Source organism: Pseudomonas sp. B26(2017) (assembly GCF_002113045.1).
Taxonomy (GTDB): domain Bacteria; phylum Pseudomonadota; class Gammaproteobacteria; order Pseudomonadales; family Pseudomonadaceae; genus Aquipseudomonas.
In genome coordinates this window covers 174,814-192,708 of sequence record NZ_NEJJ01000013.1, presented here as the reverse complement: position 1 = coordinate 192,708, position 17,895 = coordinate 174,814, and the positions used below count along the sequence as shown (strand labels likewise).

The following is a 17,895-nucleotide window of genomic DNA, read 5'->3' as shown; positions in this document are numbered from 1 at the left end:
CAGCCGGCGCCTTGAACCCTTAAACCAGGCTTAAGCGCCGGCTTTTTCCAGCTTCAGCGCCAGCAGGCGCCATGCGGCAGGTGTCGCGTCGACGCTTGGCTGTTCCTGTACGGAGCAGTCGAAGCGGTACGTCACGTCGTCGCCATTCATGTTCCGTGCGGTGACGGTGTTGCTGAACGAGTAAACCTGATCCTTGAAGCGCTGTGGCGTAAGGCTTTTGCTGTCGGCAAACCGGGCAGAAGCGGGGAAGCGCAAGGTGCTGGTCACAAACGGGCTGCACATCACATACGCGAGCATTGATTTGTCGCCCTGGGCGTCGGCGCGCGATTTTTTGCTCAGCGCCGTCAGGGCCTTGCGCCCCTGATCGTCACTCTGGTCGATCACGGTTTGCACCGACATCGTCTTCGGGGCGCGACTGGCGTAGTTCGGCAGCAATGCGGAATCCGCTGGAGAAGGCTTGTTGTCCGGCTCGATAGCGGCAAACACCGGCGCGTCTTTCAGCACAGCAGGGCTTGCGACCGCCTCGGCTTCCGGCAGCAACGAGGTCGGCTCGGCTTCCTGCTGTGCCACGACGTTTTCAGTCTGCGCAGTTTCGTAGCGATGCGCCGACGGGAACAGCGAAAAAGTGATCGCCAGCACCACCATCGAAACAATGAAACCGCCCGCTACACCGACCAGGTTGGCGTAAAACAAATGCCAGCTGCCGCGGTTTTTCACTACCCAGCGCCACATGAAACCCCAGGCCGCGACAAATGCCAGAAAACGCAGAAACTCCATTCGATCCTTTCCTTAACCTGCAAAAACCTGAAAACAGTGCGTCGCGCAGAGTGAGTCCCGACGATGGGGCGGCAAGATACCAAAATGGAAGTCTGACGCCACGAAGACATTTACATGCCGTTTTTGGGTGAATTGATGATTGCAAACAATATGATCGCCGCCAAGCACGCCCCCATGCCGCATGCGGCGCCTTGAAGCTGACGCATGGCGGGGTGTTCAGCCTGCGAGCGACGGGCAACCAGCATCCAGACACCCACCAGCGTGGCAACCGTTGCCATTATTTCCAGCAATATGCCCATGACGCCGTAAATCGGCGGTCGGGTTGATCCGAACAGGCCGATACAGAGCTCGCTGACCGTTACAGCCACCACCATGCCGCTGGCTGCGCCCAGCACATTGGCGAGAAGCAGATTCCACGCGCCGCGTTGCCGGACAACCCACACCCACATGCCGGCCCAAGCCATTAAGGCAATCACACCATCCATCGAATTCATCCTTTTGAATCAGTCGCGTTGCATGCGTTTGATAAGCCTGGCGACAGTGGACGGCACGATAGCAAAATAGTAGCTTCGCGCCACTCCTGATTCCTGTAATGGACTACTCATGTCAAAAGTCGCCCCTGCTCTGCGTCTGCTGTGTGCAATCACTTTCGCCAGCGCCATGACCCCGGTATTCGCCGCCTGGAAAGAGCACCCGGAAAACAGCTGGAAGTATTACCTTGCCAACTGTCAGCGCATGCAGGAAAAAATGGCCGACGTCCAGAGCGGTCGTGTATCCGGCGCCTTTGAGGTGATGGGCAATCTGGAGAACAGCCTGGGGAGCATGAATGAACGCCGCACGAACCTGCCTCCCCAATACCTCGCCTCCCGGGAATTCGCTCAATGCGAAAACGTGGCGGCCGAGGCCGATGCGATGATTGCCCGTGGCAAAGCCGAGTTCGCCGACAGAATGAACCAGGCCGCCGAGCAAGGCCGCATCGCCCACCAGAACTCCCCCGAATACCAACGCGCCCGTTCGCTCGGCTTCAGCGATGTCGGCGAAATTTCCTTCCTCAAACTCCACGAAGACACGGGCGGTGAAGCACGCCTGAAAACCATGCTGATTACCGTCGATGAAGTCTGCGGCCAATACTTTCGCGCCACGCAATATGTGAAGCCGTATGTGATCTACACCGTTCGGCCGTCGGATGGCGGCTGTGGTGAGGAAAAACGCGTGGCGATCGTCGGCGGCAGGTCGGTGGAGAAGGGTGATTACATCGATGGGCGGGGCGAATTCCAGTATGTGGGCTGGAAGAAAATGGTCGGTGCAGACGGTTTTGCGACGGATGTTCGGGTGTTGAAGGCTCGGCGCTGACTGCAAAGCAGTCGCCCCGTTTCTCCGGATCGCGCGTCTTAATTACAGAATGTCCTTGAGATAACCCTTGAGCGCGAGGAGCGGCTGATCCAGCTGCTCCAGCGACTGCGCCTGACTGAGGTCGGTCGACAACTTGTGCAGTTCCCGCCCCAATGGTTTCTCGACGCCACCCAACGCATCCATCGCCAGCGCCAGGCACTCGTTCATCTTGAACTGGATCGTCTGGACATCACCCCGGCGCACCAGCAGTTCGAACACGTCTTTCTGATAATCGCCCATGACCAGGTCATCGCGCAGAATCGGGCTCAGGCCTTCTTCCTCGTAAGCGAGTTTCAGGGAGAAAAGGGCGACTGTTTCCAGTGACGTTTCCATGGGGTGAACCTGTGTCAGATCTCGCCGGAGGGCCAGCGGCACTTTCCGGCAGACGAAAAAAAAGGCCTTGCTAAGCAAGACCTTTCTTGATTTTGGTGCCCGAGGGAGACTCGAAGCTTCCATAAATTTCGTGGCTTGCAACCAAATTATATCGCTAGGGATACAAGCGGGGATACACGCTTGTCGACGCTACAGAGCTTAATCCCAAACGATTATAAATCCAATATTCAGTTTTCTTTGCCCTAGATGCTCGTGTCGACGGTTCGCTGAAGAGGCCATCCGACGGTGAGCCTAGCTAGCAACCATCGGTGATCGAGCCTCCACAAAAGTGCTCTCCCCTACACACCAAGACTTAATAATTTCAAAGCCATGTTCAAGAAGCAGATCTTGTGTGACTGCCCTAGTGAAAATTCCATAATAAGAAGTGGATTTTTGATTGCTGTATATATAGCCATTTAAATGCTTCTTGCCAGATTCGAATTTTTTAAAATACGAGCTTCGGTGTTGGTTGATAAATACAGCAATTCCATCACTCGAAAGTAGTTTTTTTATACTTGATATGACGCTGTTGAGGGTTTCTTTGCATGGGATCGCAGATAGAACGTTTGTGCATGTTATTAGGTTGTACAAATCTTGGTGATTCTGGATTTGTTCGAATGGTATAGTTTTGCAGTTTGGATAGTGTTTCGACACAAATTCAGTTACGGATGTTTGTTCGCCTCTTATTGCTTGTCTTCGAGAAAGTTGAATTTGAGAATCTACAAAAGTTACGGTTGTAGCTATTTTTGTTAGTGTGTCTGAGTATCTTAGTTTTCCACAGCCAAAGTCCAGTGCTGAGTTGGTTTTTCCGCTAGAAAGCAAATAGTCATTTACTGGTTTTGATTTTTGCGTATGTGGCTTTGCTGCGTTCTCTGAACGAATGTGGTTGCCATTAACTAGATATCTCATGAGTTACGTCCTTGTTATTTGAAGTATTTTTTAATAGCTTTTACAGGTATTTGGTTGGCTTGGTCTTTGGATTTTTTAACAGTCACAAAATACCATTGTGCGAGCGTGACTAATGACAGTGCAAGTAGGTATAACCATAGTCCAGTGAAGGACTTGTCTTTGTAGATGAGCTCAAGGGCGCAGGCGGTGGTTAGAACAACTAAGATGTGCTCAAAAAAAATCCAGAAAAACATAGCGTATCGCCAGAAAAGCTGAACGTAATGCTGATCAATTTTCTTAGCTTCGGGATAGTACAGTTTGTTCATAGCCAACTTTGTCTCAGCGCGATTCAGCTGTTTTTTTATGTTCGCACTTTTAAGCATTGGCTTTATGATAAAAAACTTATCCCAGAGGTATCTGATGCCGAGCAGTTTTGAGATTTTATTATGGATCTCAAAAAAACTGCTCAAGAAAGCTGCTAGCAATGCAGCGGCTAAAGGAATGGCGCCGAATGAGACTACCCAATCTATAAGTTCTTTGTAATCTTTTAGTGGCGGAATTAATGATTCTGGAATAATTATTTTGGGGATTGTCTCAAAGTAACGGAGAACAATGAAAAGTATAAATGTGGTGAGAAATGTTCCTTTGTTTAGTCCTTCAAGCATTTCATTGTAGTTATTAGGTGATTTAATCGTCGGCATTAGTTGGTTCCGATCAATGACTAGTGAAGGAAGTTGTTTGGTTAGCAGCTTTTAACAATCGATACTGATGTTGCTATTTTTATGACCGATGTCTAATTAGGCTGTTGGCACAATGCCACTGTAGCACGTTAAGTCGTTTGCTTGCGTAATCGCTCAGCGATACAGCTTGAGCCGTAGATGGTTGCAATGTCATTTGGTAGTAGCTATGGAAGAAATTGTTGTGAATGGTGCTGGGGACCCTGGAGCCAGCAACATCATACGGGGTCGGAAACCCGCGGGACTGTGGTAGCGGGAGATGCTGCAATTTACTGAAATTTCAACGTTGAAATTGAAAGGATCTTGAAGAAAAAAGGACATCGTTACCGTACCGGTAATGGTGGCCTTGGATCGATTGTTTCGTAGTGCAGATGCACAGGTGAACAGGCAGTTCACCGGGTTCACCTGTTCACTAAGCTGGGAGTTCTCCCGCTAACAAGGTCCGGCGGGTTTCCGACCCCGTGTCTCGAAGAAAACCTCAGGGGCCCCGGCCCACTGTGGGAGATACACCTGACGTTCGCTGGTGGGATTGATACTTACGGGGTGTGGGGTGTGTCCCCCTCCACAATGCGGTGTAACTCGTGTAACTCGTGTAACTCGTGTAACGATGGTTGTTAACTGACTGTATTTATTGAATATTTCTAATGTTACATCGGCTTCGTACACCAACCTTTGGGCGTGTAACTCTGCCATCCGGTGTAACGCTTCTGATGCTTGAAAGAGAGACGGAGGAGGACATGTCTATGCGCAGGAGACCAAGTACTCTCCCACTCTCAATCTGCCCAATAGATGCGATTAACGGGCTGTAATCATCAGTTTGGCCGCTGTGCCAGCGATCAGTCAGCAGTCGCAACGGGCCGCATTCGGCCAAGAGCAGTCGCTCGAATTCGCCTACGGCATTAGAGGCGACTCACAATGCTGACTAGCGTTAATATTCCCGGTGACCAAGAATTCTTATTCAGCAAAGAGCAATCCTTTAGCCCAATTAACGCGAGCTGCCATTCTTAATGGACCTTAGAAACAAGCAAATCCCCAGGCCAAAACATTGGCAGGAATTTGAGGAGTTATGCCTTGCCCTTTTCAGAGACGTCTGGAAAGACAGGCTCGCTCAAAAGAATGGTCGGGCAGGACAACCTCAACACGGTGTTGATGTGTGGGCCGGAGTCGATGGCAGTCGTTCTCGTTTTCAAGGCGTTCAATGTAAGGGAAAGGATGAATCACTTGGCTCGAGCGTTAGTGAGGCCGAGCTATTAGCCGAGATAGCAAAGGCGGATAAATTTAGCCCTGCACTGGAACATTGGGTGTTGGCGACCACCGCACCTACGGACGGAGATTTGCAGCGAATTGCACGTGAGATCTCCGTCGAGAGAGAGCGCCAAGGAAAATTTACCGTCCAAGTCATGGGTTGGGGCGACATCGAGTCCCTACTCTTCAACCACCCAACCGTGGTTGAGAACTTTTACCCGGAGCTTGGGGTGGACGCTGCAAGGCTTGCGGAGGCCGTTAACGTATTCACAGTCGTTGGACCTTCAACTAATGGTGCTCAACCTTTAATCACCCAAAGATTGAATACACCAGCATGGCGCGAAGTGATTTTTGATAGTAGTCGCGACCTAGGTCCTGCTCTTCTGGGGAGGCCACTCGGACCGACAGATGCACTCGCTTGCCCGCGCCTTCCTGAAGCCGATTTGGTAACCCGGCAGATGGAAATGGCTTACTCAGCACGGCTCATCGGTGAACCTGGAACAGGGAAATCGGTTTGTGCTTTCCAAGCAGCACATACTTTTGCAACACGTGGTTGGAGGGTTTTTACGCTTCGTGGTGACGACGTGCTCTTGGAAGATCTCCCCTCGCCTGGTGACACTGGCGTCCTATTGTTGGTGGATGACGCGCACCTGATTACCGACAGTGACCTAAAAGTACTGGAAGGCCGGGCAACTTCCCAGCGGCTTATTCTCTCCACACACAGCGCAATAGAAGGTCGAGCCGCTTTGCGAGGAGCAGTGCGAATGGACCCACAAGCGGCCATTCGTGCTATTGCGTCAGGTATGCTCGCGGATCGCCGCGCTACGTTGGAAGCCGTGCGGCGGGCGGATGGTAATGTGGGCGATCTGATGATGGATACTTCACTCGAAGAGCGCATCGAGCATGCAGCCAAGTATGCGGCGGTTCCGTGGCAATTCTGCTTTGTGCTCGGAGGCGGTTGGCGACGGGCGAACGAAGCTACTAGCACGGCCGTTGCACTGGATGCCGCACTGCCGCTGGCCGCGGTGGCCATTAGGCAGCTAGCCTCCCGCGATTCAAGCTGCTCAGCGGCGGACATCACAGAACTGCTAACCAGTACAACAGTCGACAACAGCAACCTTGGTGCTGCGCTGGATGCACTTGTCGCAGAGCGATTGGTGATATCTGCGAATGACTTGCGATGCCCACATCAACGATTTGCGGCCGTGTTACTTGGACGCATCTTGGAACGCGAAGACGAGGCATACAGGGCTGTTGTAGCTGCAATCCTGAACGCTGTAGTTACAGATCACTCTTTCCCCCTTGCGGGCCTGAGAACACTGTTGTATGAACTTTGGTTCAACAACCACGGCAAGTGGCGGCGACTGATCAAGAGAGAGTCGCTTGAATGTCTTCTTGCTCGCTGCTGGGAAGTAAGCGATCCGGATGAAGTGATGACGGCATGCTTTGTACTGACTGAAATTTCCTCGTATTTCGAAGAGGTAATTGCAATCGATCTTCAAGGAAATGAATCCACAATCGTTTCATGGATTGAGCGAGCGATAAATCCTATGGGACATGGACTCGCGCGACTACTGAACGATTTGTTGAACAGCAGAGAAGAGTTTGCCATCAAACTGATCCGCAGGGTGAATCCGATAGTGATCGCCGGTTTGATTTCTAATGTAGACCCTGCAAGCGTTGGGCATGTCGCTGACTTGGCAAAGAGCCTAAGACTAGGACAAGGGGATCCATGGGCGCAAATAGTTCTCGAAAATCTAGATAAGGAAAAACTATTAGCGTTGGCAGCATCGTGGCCACAGGAAGCACCATTGTATCGAATTATCTCTCTCATGGAGGCGATGGCTTGGCCATGTGAGACGCTAACCTTAGACATGGTCGAGGTATTCTTACCCACCGCGAGGAAGAAATTAATAGCAGATCCTGTACTAAATTTTCGAGAGCTTGATGATCTTGCGTGGCACGTTCTCAGAGTTCTGGACCCTCTGGGGGTATACACAGGAAAGTATGCGCCTACTACACGGCATATCTATCTTGCACGTGCGCTGTTTGACAATGTCGACCTGCATGACCTGGCTCGAAAGCTATCCCTGGCACCGCTTCGCATGTTTCAACAAGTAACATTCCTGCTAGCTCTGCTACACCGTGTATCGCGACCTAAGTTCAAACGGCTTGTTAGACTGATTGACTGGGATGGACTAGGTGCAACAATCGGTGCGCATTGGAGTCACCTGCCCCATGAAGCAGAAACTCTCATCGGGGTAGCCGCTGGCACGAGCGAGTCCTGGACGACGATGGCAAATTTCATCCAGAGGAACCTCGGTCATATGGAAACGATGCCCCCGCGATTGGCGGTGGTGGCCCCAGATGCTGCTGTAGAGTTTGTACGTATAGGCAAATCCATTGCTCTAGCTAATTACTCGCATGTTGCATGGACCTATGGCGAGTTTGTCATCGCACTCTTCATGGAAAAAGCTCCTGAACTATTGCCATCTGTGCTTGTTCAGTGCATTCCAACCATCGCTAAGACTCTCTCTGAAGCTCACCCGAGCTGGTACAAGGAGTCTTCACCAATGCTAAAAGCCATGCTGGCACATGCCCCTGAAAGTCTTCAGCGGGTCCTTGACATGATGAACGCCGAAAAGGCAGCTATTGGTTGGAAGGCTGCCATTAGTGCGGGGCGCGGAAGTAAGAAAACTGTGGACGTACTCCTTCAGGCAGCGGGCGATCGAACGGATGCTATTGGCGACCTTGCTAGGCAGCTCAGAAAGCGAAGAAAGATCAGTAGTATTTCAATCCGAGGGATATAGAGAACGTCGGGATCTGGCTGGCACCAGGACAAGAGCAATCATTGGGTTCTGTTAGGACCAAATTCGTCGTTTTGCAATGCTTCGCTCTGACTGAACCACGCAGATTTTATTTTCAGAGACCGACCGCTTTTGGCCGAAAGCGGTTTGTAGTGATCGGCAGCAATCGGCCATACGCGGTCAGTCGTGACAGGGATCGGATTAACATCCCTTTATCTCGATGCCACATTTGTCTCATGTCATGTCGCAGATAATCGAATAGCTGTGACAGAATTACGCGACATTTTGAAGCCATTGCCATCAGGTACGAACGGTCATCGCATAACTCAGAAAATAATCGATTGCAGGTAGATGGCAGGAGGACTGTATGGACGTAGTGAAAGCACATTTCAGCAGTGCCTTATCTATCGATACAATCCTTTGATTCCTGGCAAGCTAAGAAACTGAGAGGGGCTGCCTTTTTTAACTTTATCTTCCGAGTTTATTCTCTGAGTACTCGTGATCAAAACACACCATTTTTTAGCTCTGGTGATACCTACAAAGTGAAGGTTCAGGTCTTGATCCCAATCCGGAAAAACTTCCTCATTAAAATTTCCAGTGTATGTTCTCGTGGGGAACACCCAGTCATAGAGGTCCAGGTGAATAACCAAGTCAAACTCTAGTCCTTTCGATTTGTGGAGGGTCATCACTTGAATTTCGCCTGGTTGTACCGCTTTGTAGTGCAATATATCCTCTGGAGATGAAATTGTCTGTAGTAGCGCATCAACCTCAGCTTTGTTATCCGCAGATAAATTGAAAAGCGTCGCAATTTTTATAAACTCTTCTGGAACCTTATTCAATTCAAAATTTCGCAGACCATGGATCGATTTTCTAATAGCTCTGAGCCCTGCAGGTGTCCTTTTATTTAGCAAGAAATCATCAAGTAACTGCTCTGCCAACATACGCTCGTCGAAATAAAAAGTAAGCAGAGCAGAGAAGAATCGTCCCAGCGGGCTCGCAATTTTTGACAACGAATCGTCTCTATAAAATCTTGCAGGCAGCGTTAGATGTCTTTGTAGACGATCAATCGAACCGTTCCATCTCACTAATACAGCGACCTCACTCAGGTCCTCTATTTTCAACGCGCGAACTGATTTCTCTATCCAATTACTAAGGCCGCCAGCGACAGCCTCCTGCGTCCCGTCAAAGCTACGGTGATAAACATGTATGTCGTTAGCGGCAACCGGAATTAGTTGGCACTGAGGGGAGTATAGACGTTTGGAGTAATTAATTATTGAGGGATGACTGCGATGATTGATGTCAATTATGTGATGTTCGAAATTGTCCACATCCGCTGCGAGTGCCAGAAGGTGACGAGGATCACTTCCTCGGAACGCAAATATGGATTGTTGGGTATCACCAACGGCTACAGCTTTCAAGCCGAGTGAGTGCAACGCGCAAAAAAGGGCATGTTGAGGCTCAGATGTATCCTGATATTCATCTATGTAAACTGAGCGATACCTGGCTTTGATATAACGCCTGCAAGCCTCTGATTTTTCCAAGATCTTACAAGCAATTATTGTGACGGCTTCTAGAAGAACGAACCCTTGCCGGTAGTGCTCCATAAATTCAGGCTCGTAGAAATCGTAATCGTCAGTGCTTAAATTGATATCTGGTTTTGAAAGTTCGGGAAGGTGAGCTTTGTATTCATCTTTTAATTGGCTGAACTGCACGCATGAGATTTCTTGCTTGCTTGTTCCGTAAATCCGAGCAAGGAATGGAAATATAATTTCAGCAAGACAAAAGTTGTCGATGGTTCCAAAAAAACTTGCCTTGGTATTGGCTCCGTTCTTTTTGCATTTGTCACCAAGTTCTTTGCTGGATTTTATGGTAAAGGATATTCCTATGATCCCTTGGTGTGGCTTGAGATTACCAAATTCCTGGCGGATCTTCTCTACCATTACTGTTGTTTTTCCACTTCCAGGGCAGGCCGTGATAACCATGCTGCCAGCGCAATCAATGGCCGCCTTCTGAGCATCACTGTAAGTGAATTTAGTAGGCATACCTACGCCTCAGCCAATGCTTTTGCATGTAGTAGTGGTTTCGCCAAAAAGCCATCTTTGATTACAGGAAGACTAGCCGAAATGTGAGCCAGCAACTCTCTCATGCGGATAGCTTTCTTACCCTGTAAGTACTTGATGGAACTTGTGACGTCTAAAGTCCGTTTCTTCAACTTTTTACACACATAAGCAACCACTTCAGACTCCATCTCTTCCGCCAAGTCATGCTCAAGATCGACTCGAGACAGATAGGCGCCTTTTGGGTTCGTCTCCTTTGATGTCTTTTCCCAAGTGCCATCGACCAGCAGTGATTGAGTGGTCGTGCCGAGTGGAGCATGTGATATAGCACTTAGACCTATCGCTGCGCGACAACGGTTAATCCCAGCCAAGTGACGTAGCGGAATCTTTTTTACTTTTATATCCGAAACGTCATTGTCTGTTCTCATTACCCATGGTATCTCCATGGCGTTCAAAATCTTTACATAAACGCTAAATTGAATTCCGTCGACAGACAAGATGGAAATGTTATAGAAGTCCAAATCGATGGATAGGTGCTTTGCAAGCTCACTAAAAAATAAAATTTCTGAAGGCCCCTCTACAAGCAGAACACATTTAGCAAAAAAGGCTTCGGCAGGTAAAATGCTCATTCTATACCCTAAGTGATCCCATGCTTTGCTGATGCAGTTACTGCAACCATTGCTCGCCGCTCTGGTACTTCCACTGGTTACCTTGAGGTGGACAATTGAAGAGGGTACATAGCGAGCCGTAATCTGGGGTGAATGACTAGTAATAAGCGTTTGGCCAGGCAGGTCATTAATTAAATAATCAGCCAGTTTTCTTTGTTGATGCGGATGAAGGTGTGCTTCAGGTTCCTCAACACAGTAAAACACCACTTCGCTATCCGGATCATGTTCGCGCTGGCTTTTAGCTTTCCACAAAGCCATCAGGATTTGATTATTACGTCCGTCGCCCCCAAGCATTACTGAGGCTCCAGATGTAGATGCGCCCAAGCGAAGGCTGTCAATAAATTGCTGCACCTGAATTGCACCTGAATCGAGCTTTACTTCGTACTCACTGAAATCGTGAGCAAGCTTTTGTAGCTCCTCATTTACAGAATCTGTCGCTCCTTTTACGTAATGCAGGTTTCGGATTTTGTCGTTGATCGCTTCTAAGGCTTTTCCAATTTTGGCCATCTGGCGATGATCGGACTTCGATTCGGTTTCGCTACGGCTCTCTAAGGACAGTTTTAAAAGCTGTCTCTTTTCTGTATTAATATATTTCTCAAGATCTCTTCGAGATTTTACGTATCTCAGATTTATATGCTTTAAATAATATCTTGAAGGGATTTCTACGAGCGAAGATCTTGTGGCACCAATTTTAATATCATAGGTCAGGCTCCTCCTGTCAGCAGTATATTGAAGGACAAAGCACGCATCATTTGTAATGTTTCCCTTCAAAGTCGCGAGCACAGCGTCTTCTGTTACCTCAGAGAAATAAACCGTTATTGAAAGCGTGTCCGAAATTTTTCCAGCGCCTGAAATATGGAAATCAGATTCTACGGGCTCAATTTCGGCATCTGAAAGACTTTTGTCTAATAGCAGGCGCAAAGCATAAACCAGATTAGTTTTGCCAACATTGTTCGCACCAATGATCAGCGTGTTACGCTCAAGGTTGATTGAAGAATCCGCGAAATTTCGAAAACCTTTTAAAACCACTTTGGTGATAAGCATTTTCTTCCCTGGTTTTAGCTTTGCGTAAGATTTTGAGCTTCGGGCGGAAAGGCTATGGTGTCAATAGGGCATTAGTAACAGCACTAGCTCTCGATGCTGAGTGGTGTGTGCTCCCGGAGCGGGTGGGGGCTGAATGCGTAAGGCCGGCATACACGGCACCTTCACACACGAAACGGCTGAGGATGTGTTCACGACCGTGTCATCTGGCGGGGTCCAATATTAGATCAAACTTCGCTTAGATCGCCGCGGCCTTCCTAGACAGCCGATGACTGCCTTTGGTCGAAAGCAGTCGAGGGCGTAGGGCAGGGCACCTAGCGTTAGTCCAGATTTGTAGACCGGCGAGGGATGATCCTCTCTTCGAGGATCTCGCGGAGTAGGCGATTAATTCCTGCTTCGCCGTGATACCTGGAGTGATCAATGTTGCCAATCGTGAATTGTCGCTGGACGGGGTCGATCACTTCGACAGACAGACTACCGTCGGCATTTATCGAGCAGGTGATGGTGCATTGTGGAAGGCGCCGAGACAACAGGTCACCAATCTCACGTCTGCTCATTGTGTCCACAACGTAGATTCCTTTTGCTGATGGAAGTGATTATTTGAGGGTGAAGTCGCATGCGCGAAGGATGTCCTCAACAAAATAAAAGGTTCTTCACGGATTACCGGGAAAGACGCTCTTGATCTTCATGAAAAAGAATTCGCTATCCCGGTAACCGTACGCCATCCGTTTGATGACCTTTATTCGATTATTTATTCCTTCCAACTGACCGGTGTGCATCGGCCAGCGAACCCGACTCACGATGCCCCGCCAGTAGCCTTTTAGCCGTTTGGCAAACTGGATCAGGGCCGGAATTTCGCTTTCATGAGCATGGCGCAGCCACTGCTTCCAGGCCGATCTCCAGGCCCAGGCGGTACTCGGTGCCCAGAGTATTTTGAGTTCAGCCTTCATCAAATAGACCGTCATCAGTGATTGGTTGGCTGCCAATAAATCCTGCAAGTGAACCTCTTGTTCAGGTGTTTTCAGATTCTGCGGATTGCGCAGCAACAGCCATCGCGCTTGTTTGATGACCTTGCGAGACGGCTTGTCGTGACGTAGCCGGTTGGCTTCGTCGACGCGGACCCGGTCAATGACCTCTCGGCCGTATTTGGCCACTACGTGAAACAGGTCGTAGACCACTCGCGCTTTCGGGCAGTGCTGACGAACTTCCAGGTCAAAAGCGGTGTTCATGTCCATCGCCACCGCTTCGATTTTGGCGCAACCTTCTGGCCCAAGCTCTTCGAAGAACGGTCTGACCGCCGCCCGACTGCGGCCTTCGCCGATCCACAGAACCCGTCGTGTGTCGGCATCGAGCACAACGCTGGCGTAGCGATGTCCTTTGAACAGCGCGAATTCATCCATCACCAAACGTCGTGGTTGCGCCTTCGGCAGTTCGCTCAATACTGCCTGCAAGGCGCGACGCTCGTGTCCCAATGCAGACCAAACATTTGGGCCACGTGCAGGGTGGGAAGGCGCTCGCAAGCCTGAATAACCGCGTCGGCCAGGCGGCGCGTCATACGCGCATAGCGATCCAGCCAACTGACGGCCTCCATGCGTTTGCCACACTCGCGGCAGCCAACTCGCCTGAGCAAAACATTGAGGCGTACCGCACGGCCAAGAATGGGCAAGTCACGAACGACTCGCTCGCAATACTCATGAGTGGTTGAACAGGTTTTTTGGCAGCCGCCACAGGAAGGGAATCGGGTGGCGTGGGGTGTTAGATCGATCTGGAGGGCGTCACCATCAGGCTTGATGTTGACGACAGAAAAGCCCTCCCAAAAAGGAAGGAAAGTATTAATATCGCGCATAAGAACGCCGGTTTGTTAGATGTGTTTGCTCGCACGAACATCATCAATCAAATCGGCGTTCTTGTTTGTGTGTTTCCCGAGATTCCGTGAAGAACTTTTTTTTGGCGCCGGCTCGGTCCCGGTAAAGCTTGTGGCACCAAGAAAAAATCTGACGAGAAATCACTTATCCCCCTCCCGCCGACGGGCTTCACGTCCTTTTTTTGTGCAAATCGGGATGTAGTGCAAATGATCCCGCAGCCCAGGCGGGCCGTGGGGCTTCGCAGCAAGGCGGGTGTTTCACAATGTGCAAAGTTTTGAAGAGAAATGCAGCGCGCTTGCACAGAGATGCAAGGAGCGGCAGCGGGGGGAGGGTCGCTGAAGTGCCCGGTTTGATTGGTCGAAGACTTTGAAAACTCGGGTTTCAGCAGGTTTTAACGGCGGGCGTAGGTCTCTTACACGTGAAACCTGGCTGACTTCGCGGGACGCAGAATTTCGCTGCAGCCCGCACAGATCAAGGGTTGCGGGCTATTTGATGTGTTTCAAAGTCTCACACACAGCGCCGAAGTTCAGGAGCGGATCACTGCCAGATCTGGTCGATCATCAAAAACACTTTCTTGGGTAGTCCCTTCCAAACGTGTAAGTGTTGTTGGGTGTGTCAGAAAGCGGCTCCACACCCCGGATTCATTGGGGATCGTCGCTTACAGTGTGAATGTAGGAAACTGTATGGGGAATTTTGACTGCGCTGAAAGCCTTGTAAATTAAGGGCTTGGGAGAATTTCTACTTACACGTGCCAACTGTTAGGTAAAAACAGCCTTCCGACAGTCCACTTACAGTAATAGAGAGACCTCTATCCCTCTATCTATAAGGGATACAGAGAATCTAAATCTCTCACTTACACTTCTTACGTGCTTTTGAGCATAGGGCAGGGAAAAAATTTTCCGTCGCGTAGGGTGGGTGCCGCACGCAGATTCACGCGCTGCACATTCGAGAGTTACGCCCTATGCGCAGCCACCCATACAGAGCCTTGCAGTGGCCCTACTGCGCTGGGCATGCGGTACTCTGCTGAGCGACCTTCCTCTCCCCACCTGCGATCGCTAAATTCCGTCGACGCGCTCTTTCGGCCGCTTCCTCAATGCCTTTGAAGAGATCCAACCCGATCGCGGGTTGCTTTTCAGTCACTCTCCGCATGAGAGGAAGTGATGCAATGCGGTTCATCTCTTTTAGCTCTTCGAGCGTGTAATGCGCCTTCAGAACGTTCGTAGCGATACTGACCAGCTGAGCAGCGGGGATGCCCATATCGATCATGCAGTCCGCCACTTCGGCGGAGACTTTGTATTCACGTCGATAGCGTTCAACTCTCGCTTTCTCGAATGCCTCCAGGGTCGCTCGGAAACCTGTCGTCTCTATGTAGTACTGAGCTTGGACGTTGATATCGTCGCTGGCCACCGGATAATTTGCCGTGGACGGGGAGATCTTGTCCCAGTTCGAAATAACGGCGGTGAAGATGACTCCGACCAAGCCAATGACGGCGATTACGATCTCGTTTCTTCTCGATCCAGCCATAGCCCCGCTCCCGATATTTTCTTAGAGTTGAATCGTCCGCGCTGGCTCTCTCACACGGTGAGAAGTGGCGGCCACTACGCCACATTTACGCCAGACGAAAAAAAAGGCCTTGATAATCAAGGCCTTTCTTCATTGTGCTGGTGCCCCGAGGGAGACTCGAACTCCCACTCCTTTCGAAAACGGATTTTGAATCCGCCGCGTCTACCAATTCCGCCATCAGGGCTCAATGGCGGCGAAGTATAGAGAGGTGCCTACCGTTGGTCAATCACGTTTCATGGTCAATTTTCGATATTTCCGCTAGACTTTCCGGCCCTGCTAGACGAACCCCATCATGCGCGTTGCTGACTTTACCTTCGAGCTTCCTGATTCGCTGATTGCCCGCCATCCTTTGGCCGAGCGTCGCGGTAGTCGCCTGTTGACCCTGGATGGGGTCAGCGGCGCCCTGGCACACCGTCAATTCACTGATCTGCTGGAGCATTTGCGCCCCGGCGATCTGATGGTGTTCAACAATACCCGGGTGATTCCGGCGCGCCTGTTCGGGCAGAAGGAGTCCGGCGGCAAGCTGGAAATCCTCATCGAACGCGTGCTCGATACCCACCGCGTGCTGGCCCATGTGCGTTCCAGCAAGTCGCCGAAACCGGGTTCGAAGATCCTCATCGACGGCGGCGGCGAAGCCGAGATGCTGGCGCGTCACGATGCGCTGTTCGAGCTGGGGTTTGCCGAAGAAGTGCTGCCGCTGCTCGATCGCGTCGGGCACATGCCGTTGCCTCCTTATATAGATCGCCCGGACGAAGGTTCGGATCGCGAGCGCTATCAGACCGTGTATGCCGAGAAGTTCGGCGCGGTGGCGGCACCGACCGCCGGGCTGCATTTTGATCAGACGCTGATGGACGCGATCGCCGCCAAGGGCGTCGAGACTGCGTTCGTCACGCTGCACGTTGGCGCGGGTACGTTCCAGCCAGTGCGCGTCGAGAAGATCGAAGATCACCACATGCACACTGAATGGCTGGAAGTCGGTCAGGAAGTGGTCGATGCGGTCGCGGCCTGTCGCGCCCGTGGCGGTCGAGTGATTGCTGTCGGCACCACCAGCGTGCGTTCGCTGGAAAGCGCCGCCCGTGACGGCGTGCTCAAGCCGTTCAGCGGCGACACCGACATCTTTATCTTCCCGGGCCGGCCGTTCCATGTGGTCGATGCGTTGGTCACCAATTTCCATTTGCCCGAATCCACGCTGTTGATGCTGGTTTCGGCGTTTGCCGGTTATCCCGAGACCATGGCCGCCTACAAAGCTGCCGTCGACAACCAATACCGCTTTTTCAGCTACGGTGATGCGATGTTCATTACCCGTAATCCCGCACCACGTGGCCCTGAGGAAACACTATGAGTCGCCAATGCCGTATGTCGTTTGAGCTGCTTGCCACCGATGGCAAGGCTCGTCGCGGTCGTCTGACCTTCCCGCGTGGCACCGTCGAGACCCCGGCCTTCATGCCGGTGGGCACCTACGGCACGGTCAAGGGCATGTTGCCGCGTGACATCGTCGCCACCGGCGCGGAGATCATTCTGGGCAACACCTTCCACCTGTGGCTGCGTCCGGGCACCGAAGTGATCAAGGAACACGGCGACCTGCACGATTTCATGCAGTGGAAAGGCCCGATCCTGACCGACTCCGGCGGTTTCCAGGTGTTCAGCCTCGGCGCCATGCGCAAGATCAAGGAGGAGGGCGTGACCTTCGCCTCCCCGGTCGACGGCTCGAAAGTGTTCATGGGCCCGGAAGAGTCGATGCAGGTTCAGCGCGATCTGGGCTCGGACATCGTGATGATCTTCGACGAATGCACGCCGTACCCGGCTGACGAAGACGTCGCCCGAGTGTCCATGGAGCTGTCGCTGCGCTGGGCCCAGCGTTCGAAGAACGCCCACGGCGACAACACGGCGGCGCTGTTCGGTATCGTTCAGGGCGGCATGCACCAGGACCTGCGCATGCGCTCGCTGGAAGGCCTGGACAAGATCGGCTTCGACGGCCTGGCCATCGGCGGCCTGTCGGTGGGCGAGCCCAAGCACGAGATGATCAAGGTGCTGGATTACCTGCCAGGCATGATGCCGGCTGACAAACCTCGTTACCTTATGGGCGTTGGCAAACCGGAAGATCTGGTTGAGGGTGTGCGCCGCGGTGTGGACATGTTCGATTGCGTGATGCCAACCCGTAATGCCCGCAACGGGCATCTGTTCATTGATACAGGCGTGCTGAAGATCCGTAACGCGTTCCATCGCCATGATGATTCGCCTCTGGATCCGACCTGCGATTGCTATACCTGCCAGAACTTCTCCCGTGCTTATCTGCATCATCTGGACAAGTGCGGCGAAATGCTCGGCAGCATGCTCAATACCATCCACAATTTGCGCCATTATCAGGTGCTGATGGCTGGTTTGCGCGAGGCTATTCAACAGGGTACATTGGCCGCCTTTGTCGATGCCTTCTACGCCAAACGCGGGCTTCCCGTTCCGCCTTTGGACTGAGTTTTCTGACC

General features: G+C 51.4%; 12 protein-coding genes, 1 tRNA gene and 1 pseudogene. 4 read left to right on the top strand and 10 right to left on the bottom strand.

Translation table 11 applies throughout. From position 1 onward, the window contains the following. Positions 1 to 30 precede the first annotated feature (30 nt). Positions 31 to 777 (bottom strand): hypothetical protein, encoded by a 747-nt coding sequence (locus CAF79_RS20260; protein ID WP_085699877.1) that lies wholly within the window; start codon positions 775 to 777, stop codon positions 31 to 33. A gap of 110 nt (positions 778 to 887) precedes the next feature. Then, positions 888 to 1,262, bottom strand: a complete 375-nt coding sequence (locus tag CAF79_RS20255) for a hypothetical protein (RefSeq protein WP_085699875.1) — start codon at positions 1,260 to 1,262, stop codon at positions 888 to 890. A gap of 118 nt (positions 1,263 to 1,380) precedes the next feature. Here CAF79_RS20255 and CAF79_RS20250 point away from each other — a divergent pair, with 118 nt between their 5' ends. Beyond that, on the top strand, positions 1,381 to 2,130 hold the full coding sequence (locus CAF79_RS20250) for a hypothetical protein (RefSeq protein ID WP_085699873.1): 750 nt from the start codon (positions 1,381 to 1,383) through the stop codon (positions 2,128 to 2,130). A gap of 42 nt (positions 2,131 to 2,172) precedes the next feature. Here the strand turns inward: CAF79_RS20250 and CAF79_RS20245 are convergent, their stop codons facing one another. The 3 genes from CAF79_RS20245 to CAF79_RS20235 all read right to left on the bottom strand — a co-directional run bounded on the left by CAF79_RS20245 (position 2,173) and on the right by CAF79_RS20235 (position 4,130). After that, positions 2,173 to 2,502, bottom strand: a complete 330-nt coding sequence (locus tag CAF79_RS20245) for a hypothetical protein (RefSeq protein WP_085699871.1) — start codon at positions 2,500 to 2,502, stop codon at positions 2,173 to 2,175. A 291-nt stretch (positions 2,503 to 2,793) separates the two neighbouring features. Further along, positions 2,794 to 3,450, bottom strand: coding sequence for a class I SAM-dependent methyltransferase (locus CAF79_RS20240; protein ID WP_085699869.1), 657 nt, complete (start codon positions 3,448 to 3,450; stop codon positions 2,794 to 2,796). 14 nt (positions 3,451 to 3,464) lie between these two features. After that, positions 3,465 to 4,130 carry a hypothetical protein gene (locus tag CAF79_RS20235; RefSeq protein WP_085699866.1) on the bottom strand — a complete coding sequence of 222 codons (666 nt, stop codon included), beginning with the start codon at positions 4,128 to 4,130 and terminating at the stop codon, positions 3,465 to 3,467. Positions 4,131 to 5,173: 1,043 nt separating this feature from the next. On the opposite strand from CAF79_RS20235, the gene CAF79_RS20230 reads away from it, so the two are divergent. Next, positions 5,174 to 8,221 carry a hypothetical protein gene (locus CAF79_RS20230; protein ID WP_085699864.1) on the top strand — a complete coding sequence of 1,016 codons (3,048 nt, stop codon included), beginning with the start codon at positions 5,174 to 5,176 and terminating at the stop codon, positions 8,219 to 8,221. 401 nt (positions 8,222 to 8,622) lie between these two features. Here the strand turns inward: CAF79_RS20230 and CAF79_RS20225 are convergent, their stop codons facing one another. From CAF79_RS20225 to CAF79_RS20195, 5 genes and pseudogenes are all read right to left on the bottom strand, one after another. Further along, complete coding sequence (locus tag CAF79_RS20225) at positions 8,623 to 10,260, bottom strand: UvrD-helicase domain-containing protein (RefSeq protein WP_085699862.1); 1,638 nt, start codon at positions 10,258 to 10,260, stop codon at positions 8,623 to 8,625. Between the two features lie 2 nt (positions 10,261 to 10,262). Beyond that, positions 10,263 to 11,987 carry an ATP-dependent endonuclease gene (locus tag CAF79_RS20220; RefSeq protein ID WP_085699860.1) on the bottom strand — a complete coding sequence of 575 codons (1,725 nt, stop codon included), beginning with the start codon at positions 11,985 to 11,987 and terminating at the stop codon, positions 10,263 to 10,265. A 650-nt stretch (positions 11,988 to 12,637) separates the two neighbouring features. Beyond that, positions 12,638 to 13,830: pseudogene (locus CAF79_RS20210) on the bottom strand (ISL3 family transposase). A 1,015-nt stretch (positions 13,831 to 14,845) separates the two neighbouring features. Then, positions 14,846 to 15,373 carry a hypothetical protein gene (locus tag CAF79_RS20200; protein ID WP_085699856.1) on the bottom strand — a complete coding sequence of 176 codons (528 nt, stop codon included), beginning with the start codon at positions 15,371 to 15,373 and terminating at the stop codon, positions 14,846 to 14,848. Between the two features lie 138 nt (positions 15,374 to 15,511). Next, positions 15,512 to 15,596: transfer RNA gene (locus tag CAF79_RS20195), tRNA-Leu, on the bottom strand. Positions 15,597 to 15,704: 108 nt separating this feature from the next. Between CAF79_RS20195 and queA the strand changes: the two genes are divergently transcribed. Continuing rightward, the gene (queA, locus tag CAF79_RS20190; protein ID WP_085699854.1) at positions 15,705 to 16,754 is read left to right on the top strand and encodes a tRNA preQ1(34) S-adenosylmethionine ribosyltransferase-isomerase QueA; all 1,050 of its coding nucleotides are present in this window, start codon (positions 15,705 to 15,707) and stop codon (positions 16,752 to 16,754) included. A 14-nt stretch (positions 16,755 to 16,768) separates the two neighbouring features. Next, positions 16,769 to 17,884 (top strand): tRNA guanosine(34) transglycosylase Tgt, encoded by a 1,116-nt coding sequence (gene tgt / locus CAF79_RS20185; protein WP_161794909.1) that lies wholly within the window; start codon positions 16,769 to 16,771, stop codon positions 17,882 to 17,884. Positions 17,885 to 17,895 lie beyond the last annotated feature (11 nt).

Bases quoted from the DNA above. Each gene is read 5' to 3' on its own strand.
- CAF79_RS20260 (WP_085699877.1), bottom strand. From the start codon at position 777: ATGGAGTTTCTGCGTTTTCTGGCATTTGTCGCGGCCTGGGGTTTCATG.
- CAF79_RS20255 (WP_085699875.1), bottom strand. From the start codon at position 1,262: ATGGATGGTGTGATTGCCTTAATGGCTTGGGCCGGCATGTGGGTGTGG.
- CAF79_RS20250 (WP_085699873.1), top strand. From the start codon at position 1,381: ATGTCAAAAGTCGCCCCTGCTCTGCGTCTGCTGTGTGCAATCACTTTC.
- CAF79_RS20245 (WP_085699871.1), bottom strand. From the start codon at position 2,502: ATGGAAACGTCACTGGAAACAGTCGCCCTTTTCTCCCTGAAACTCGCT.
- CAF79_RS20240 (WP_085699869.1), bottom strand. From the start codon at position 3,450: ATGAGATATCTAGTTAATGGCAACCACATTCGTTCAGAGAACGCAGCA.
- CAF79_RS20235 (WP_085699866.1), bottom strand. From the start codon at position 4,130: ATGCCGACGATTAAATCACCTAATAACTACAATGAAATGCTTGAAGGA.
- CAF79_RS20230 (WP_085699864.1), top strand. From the start codon at position 5,174: ATGGACCTTAGAAACAAGCAAATCCCCAGGCCAAAACATTGGCAGGAA.
- CAF79_RS20225 (WP_085699862.1), bottom strand. From the start codon at position 10,260: ATGCCTACTAAATTCACTTACAGTGATGCTCAGAAGGCGGCCATTGAT.
- CAF79_RS20220 (WP_085699860.1), bottom strand. From the start codon at position 11,987: ATGCTTATCACCAAAGTGGTTTTAAAAGGTTTTCGAAATTTCGCGGAT.
- CAF79_RS20200 (WP_085699856.1), bottom strand. From the start codon at position 15,373: ATGGCTGGATCGAGAAGAAACGAGATCGTAATCGCCGTCATTGGCTTG.
- queA (WP_085699854.1), top strand. From the start codon at position 15,705: ATGCGCGTTGCTGACTTTACCTTCGAGCTTCCTGATTCGCTGATTGCC.
- tgt (WP_161794909.1), top strand. From the start codon at position 16,769: ATGTCGTTTGAGCTGCTTGCCACCGATGGCAAGGCTCGTCGCGGTCGT.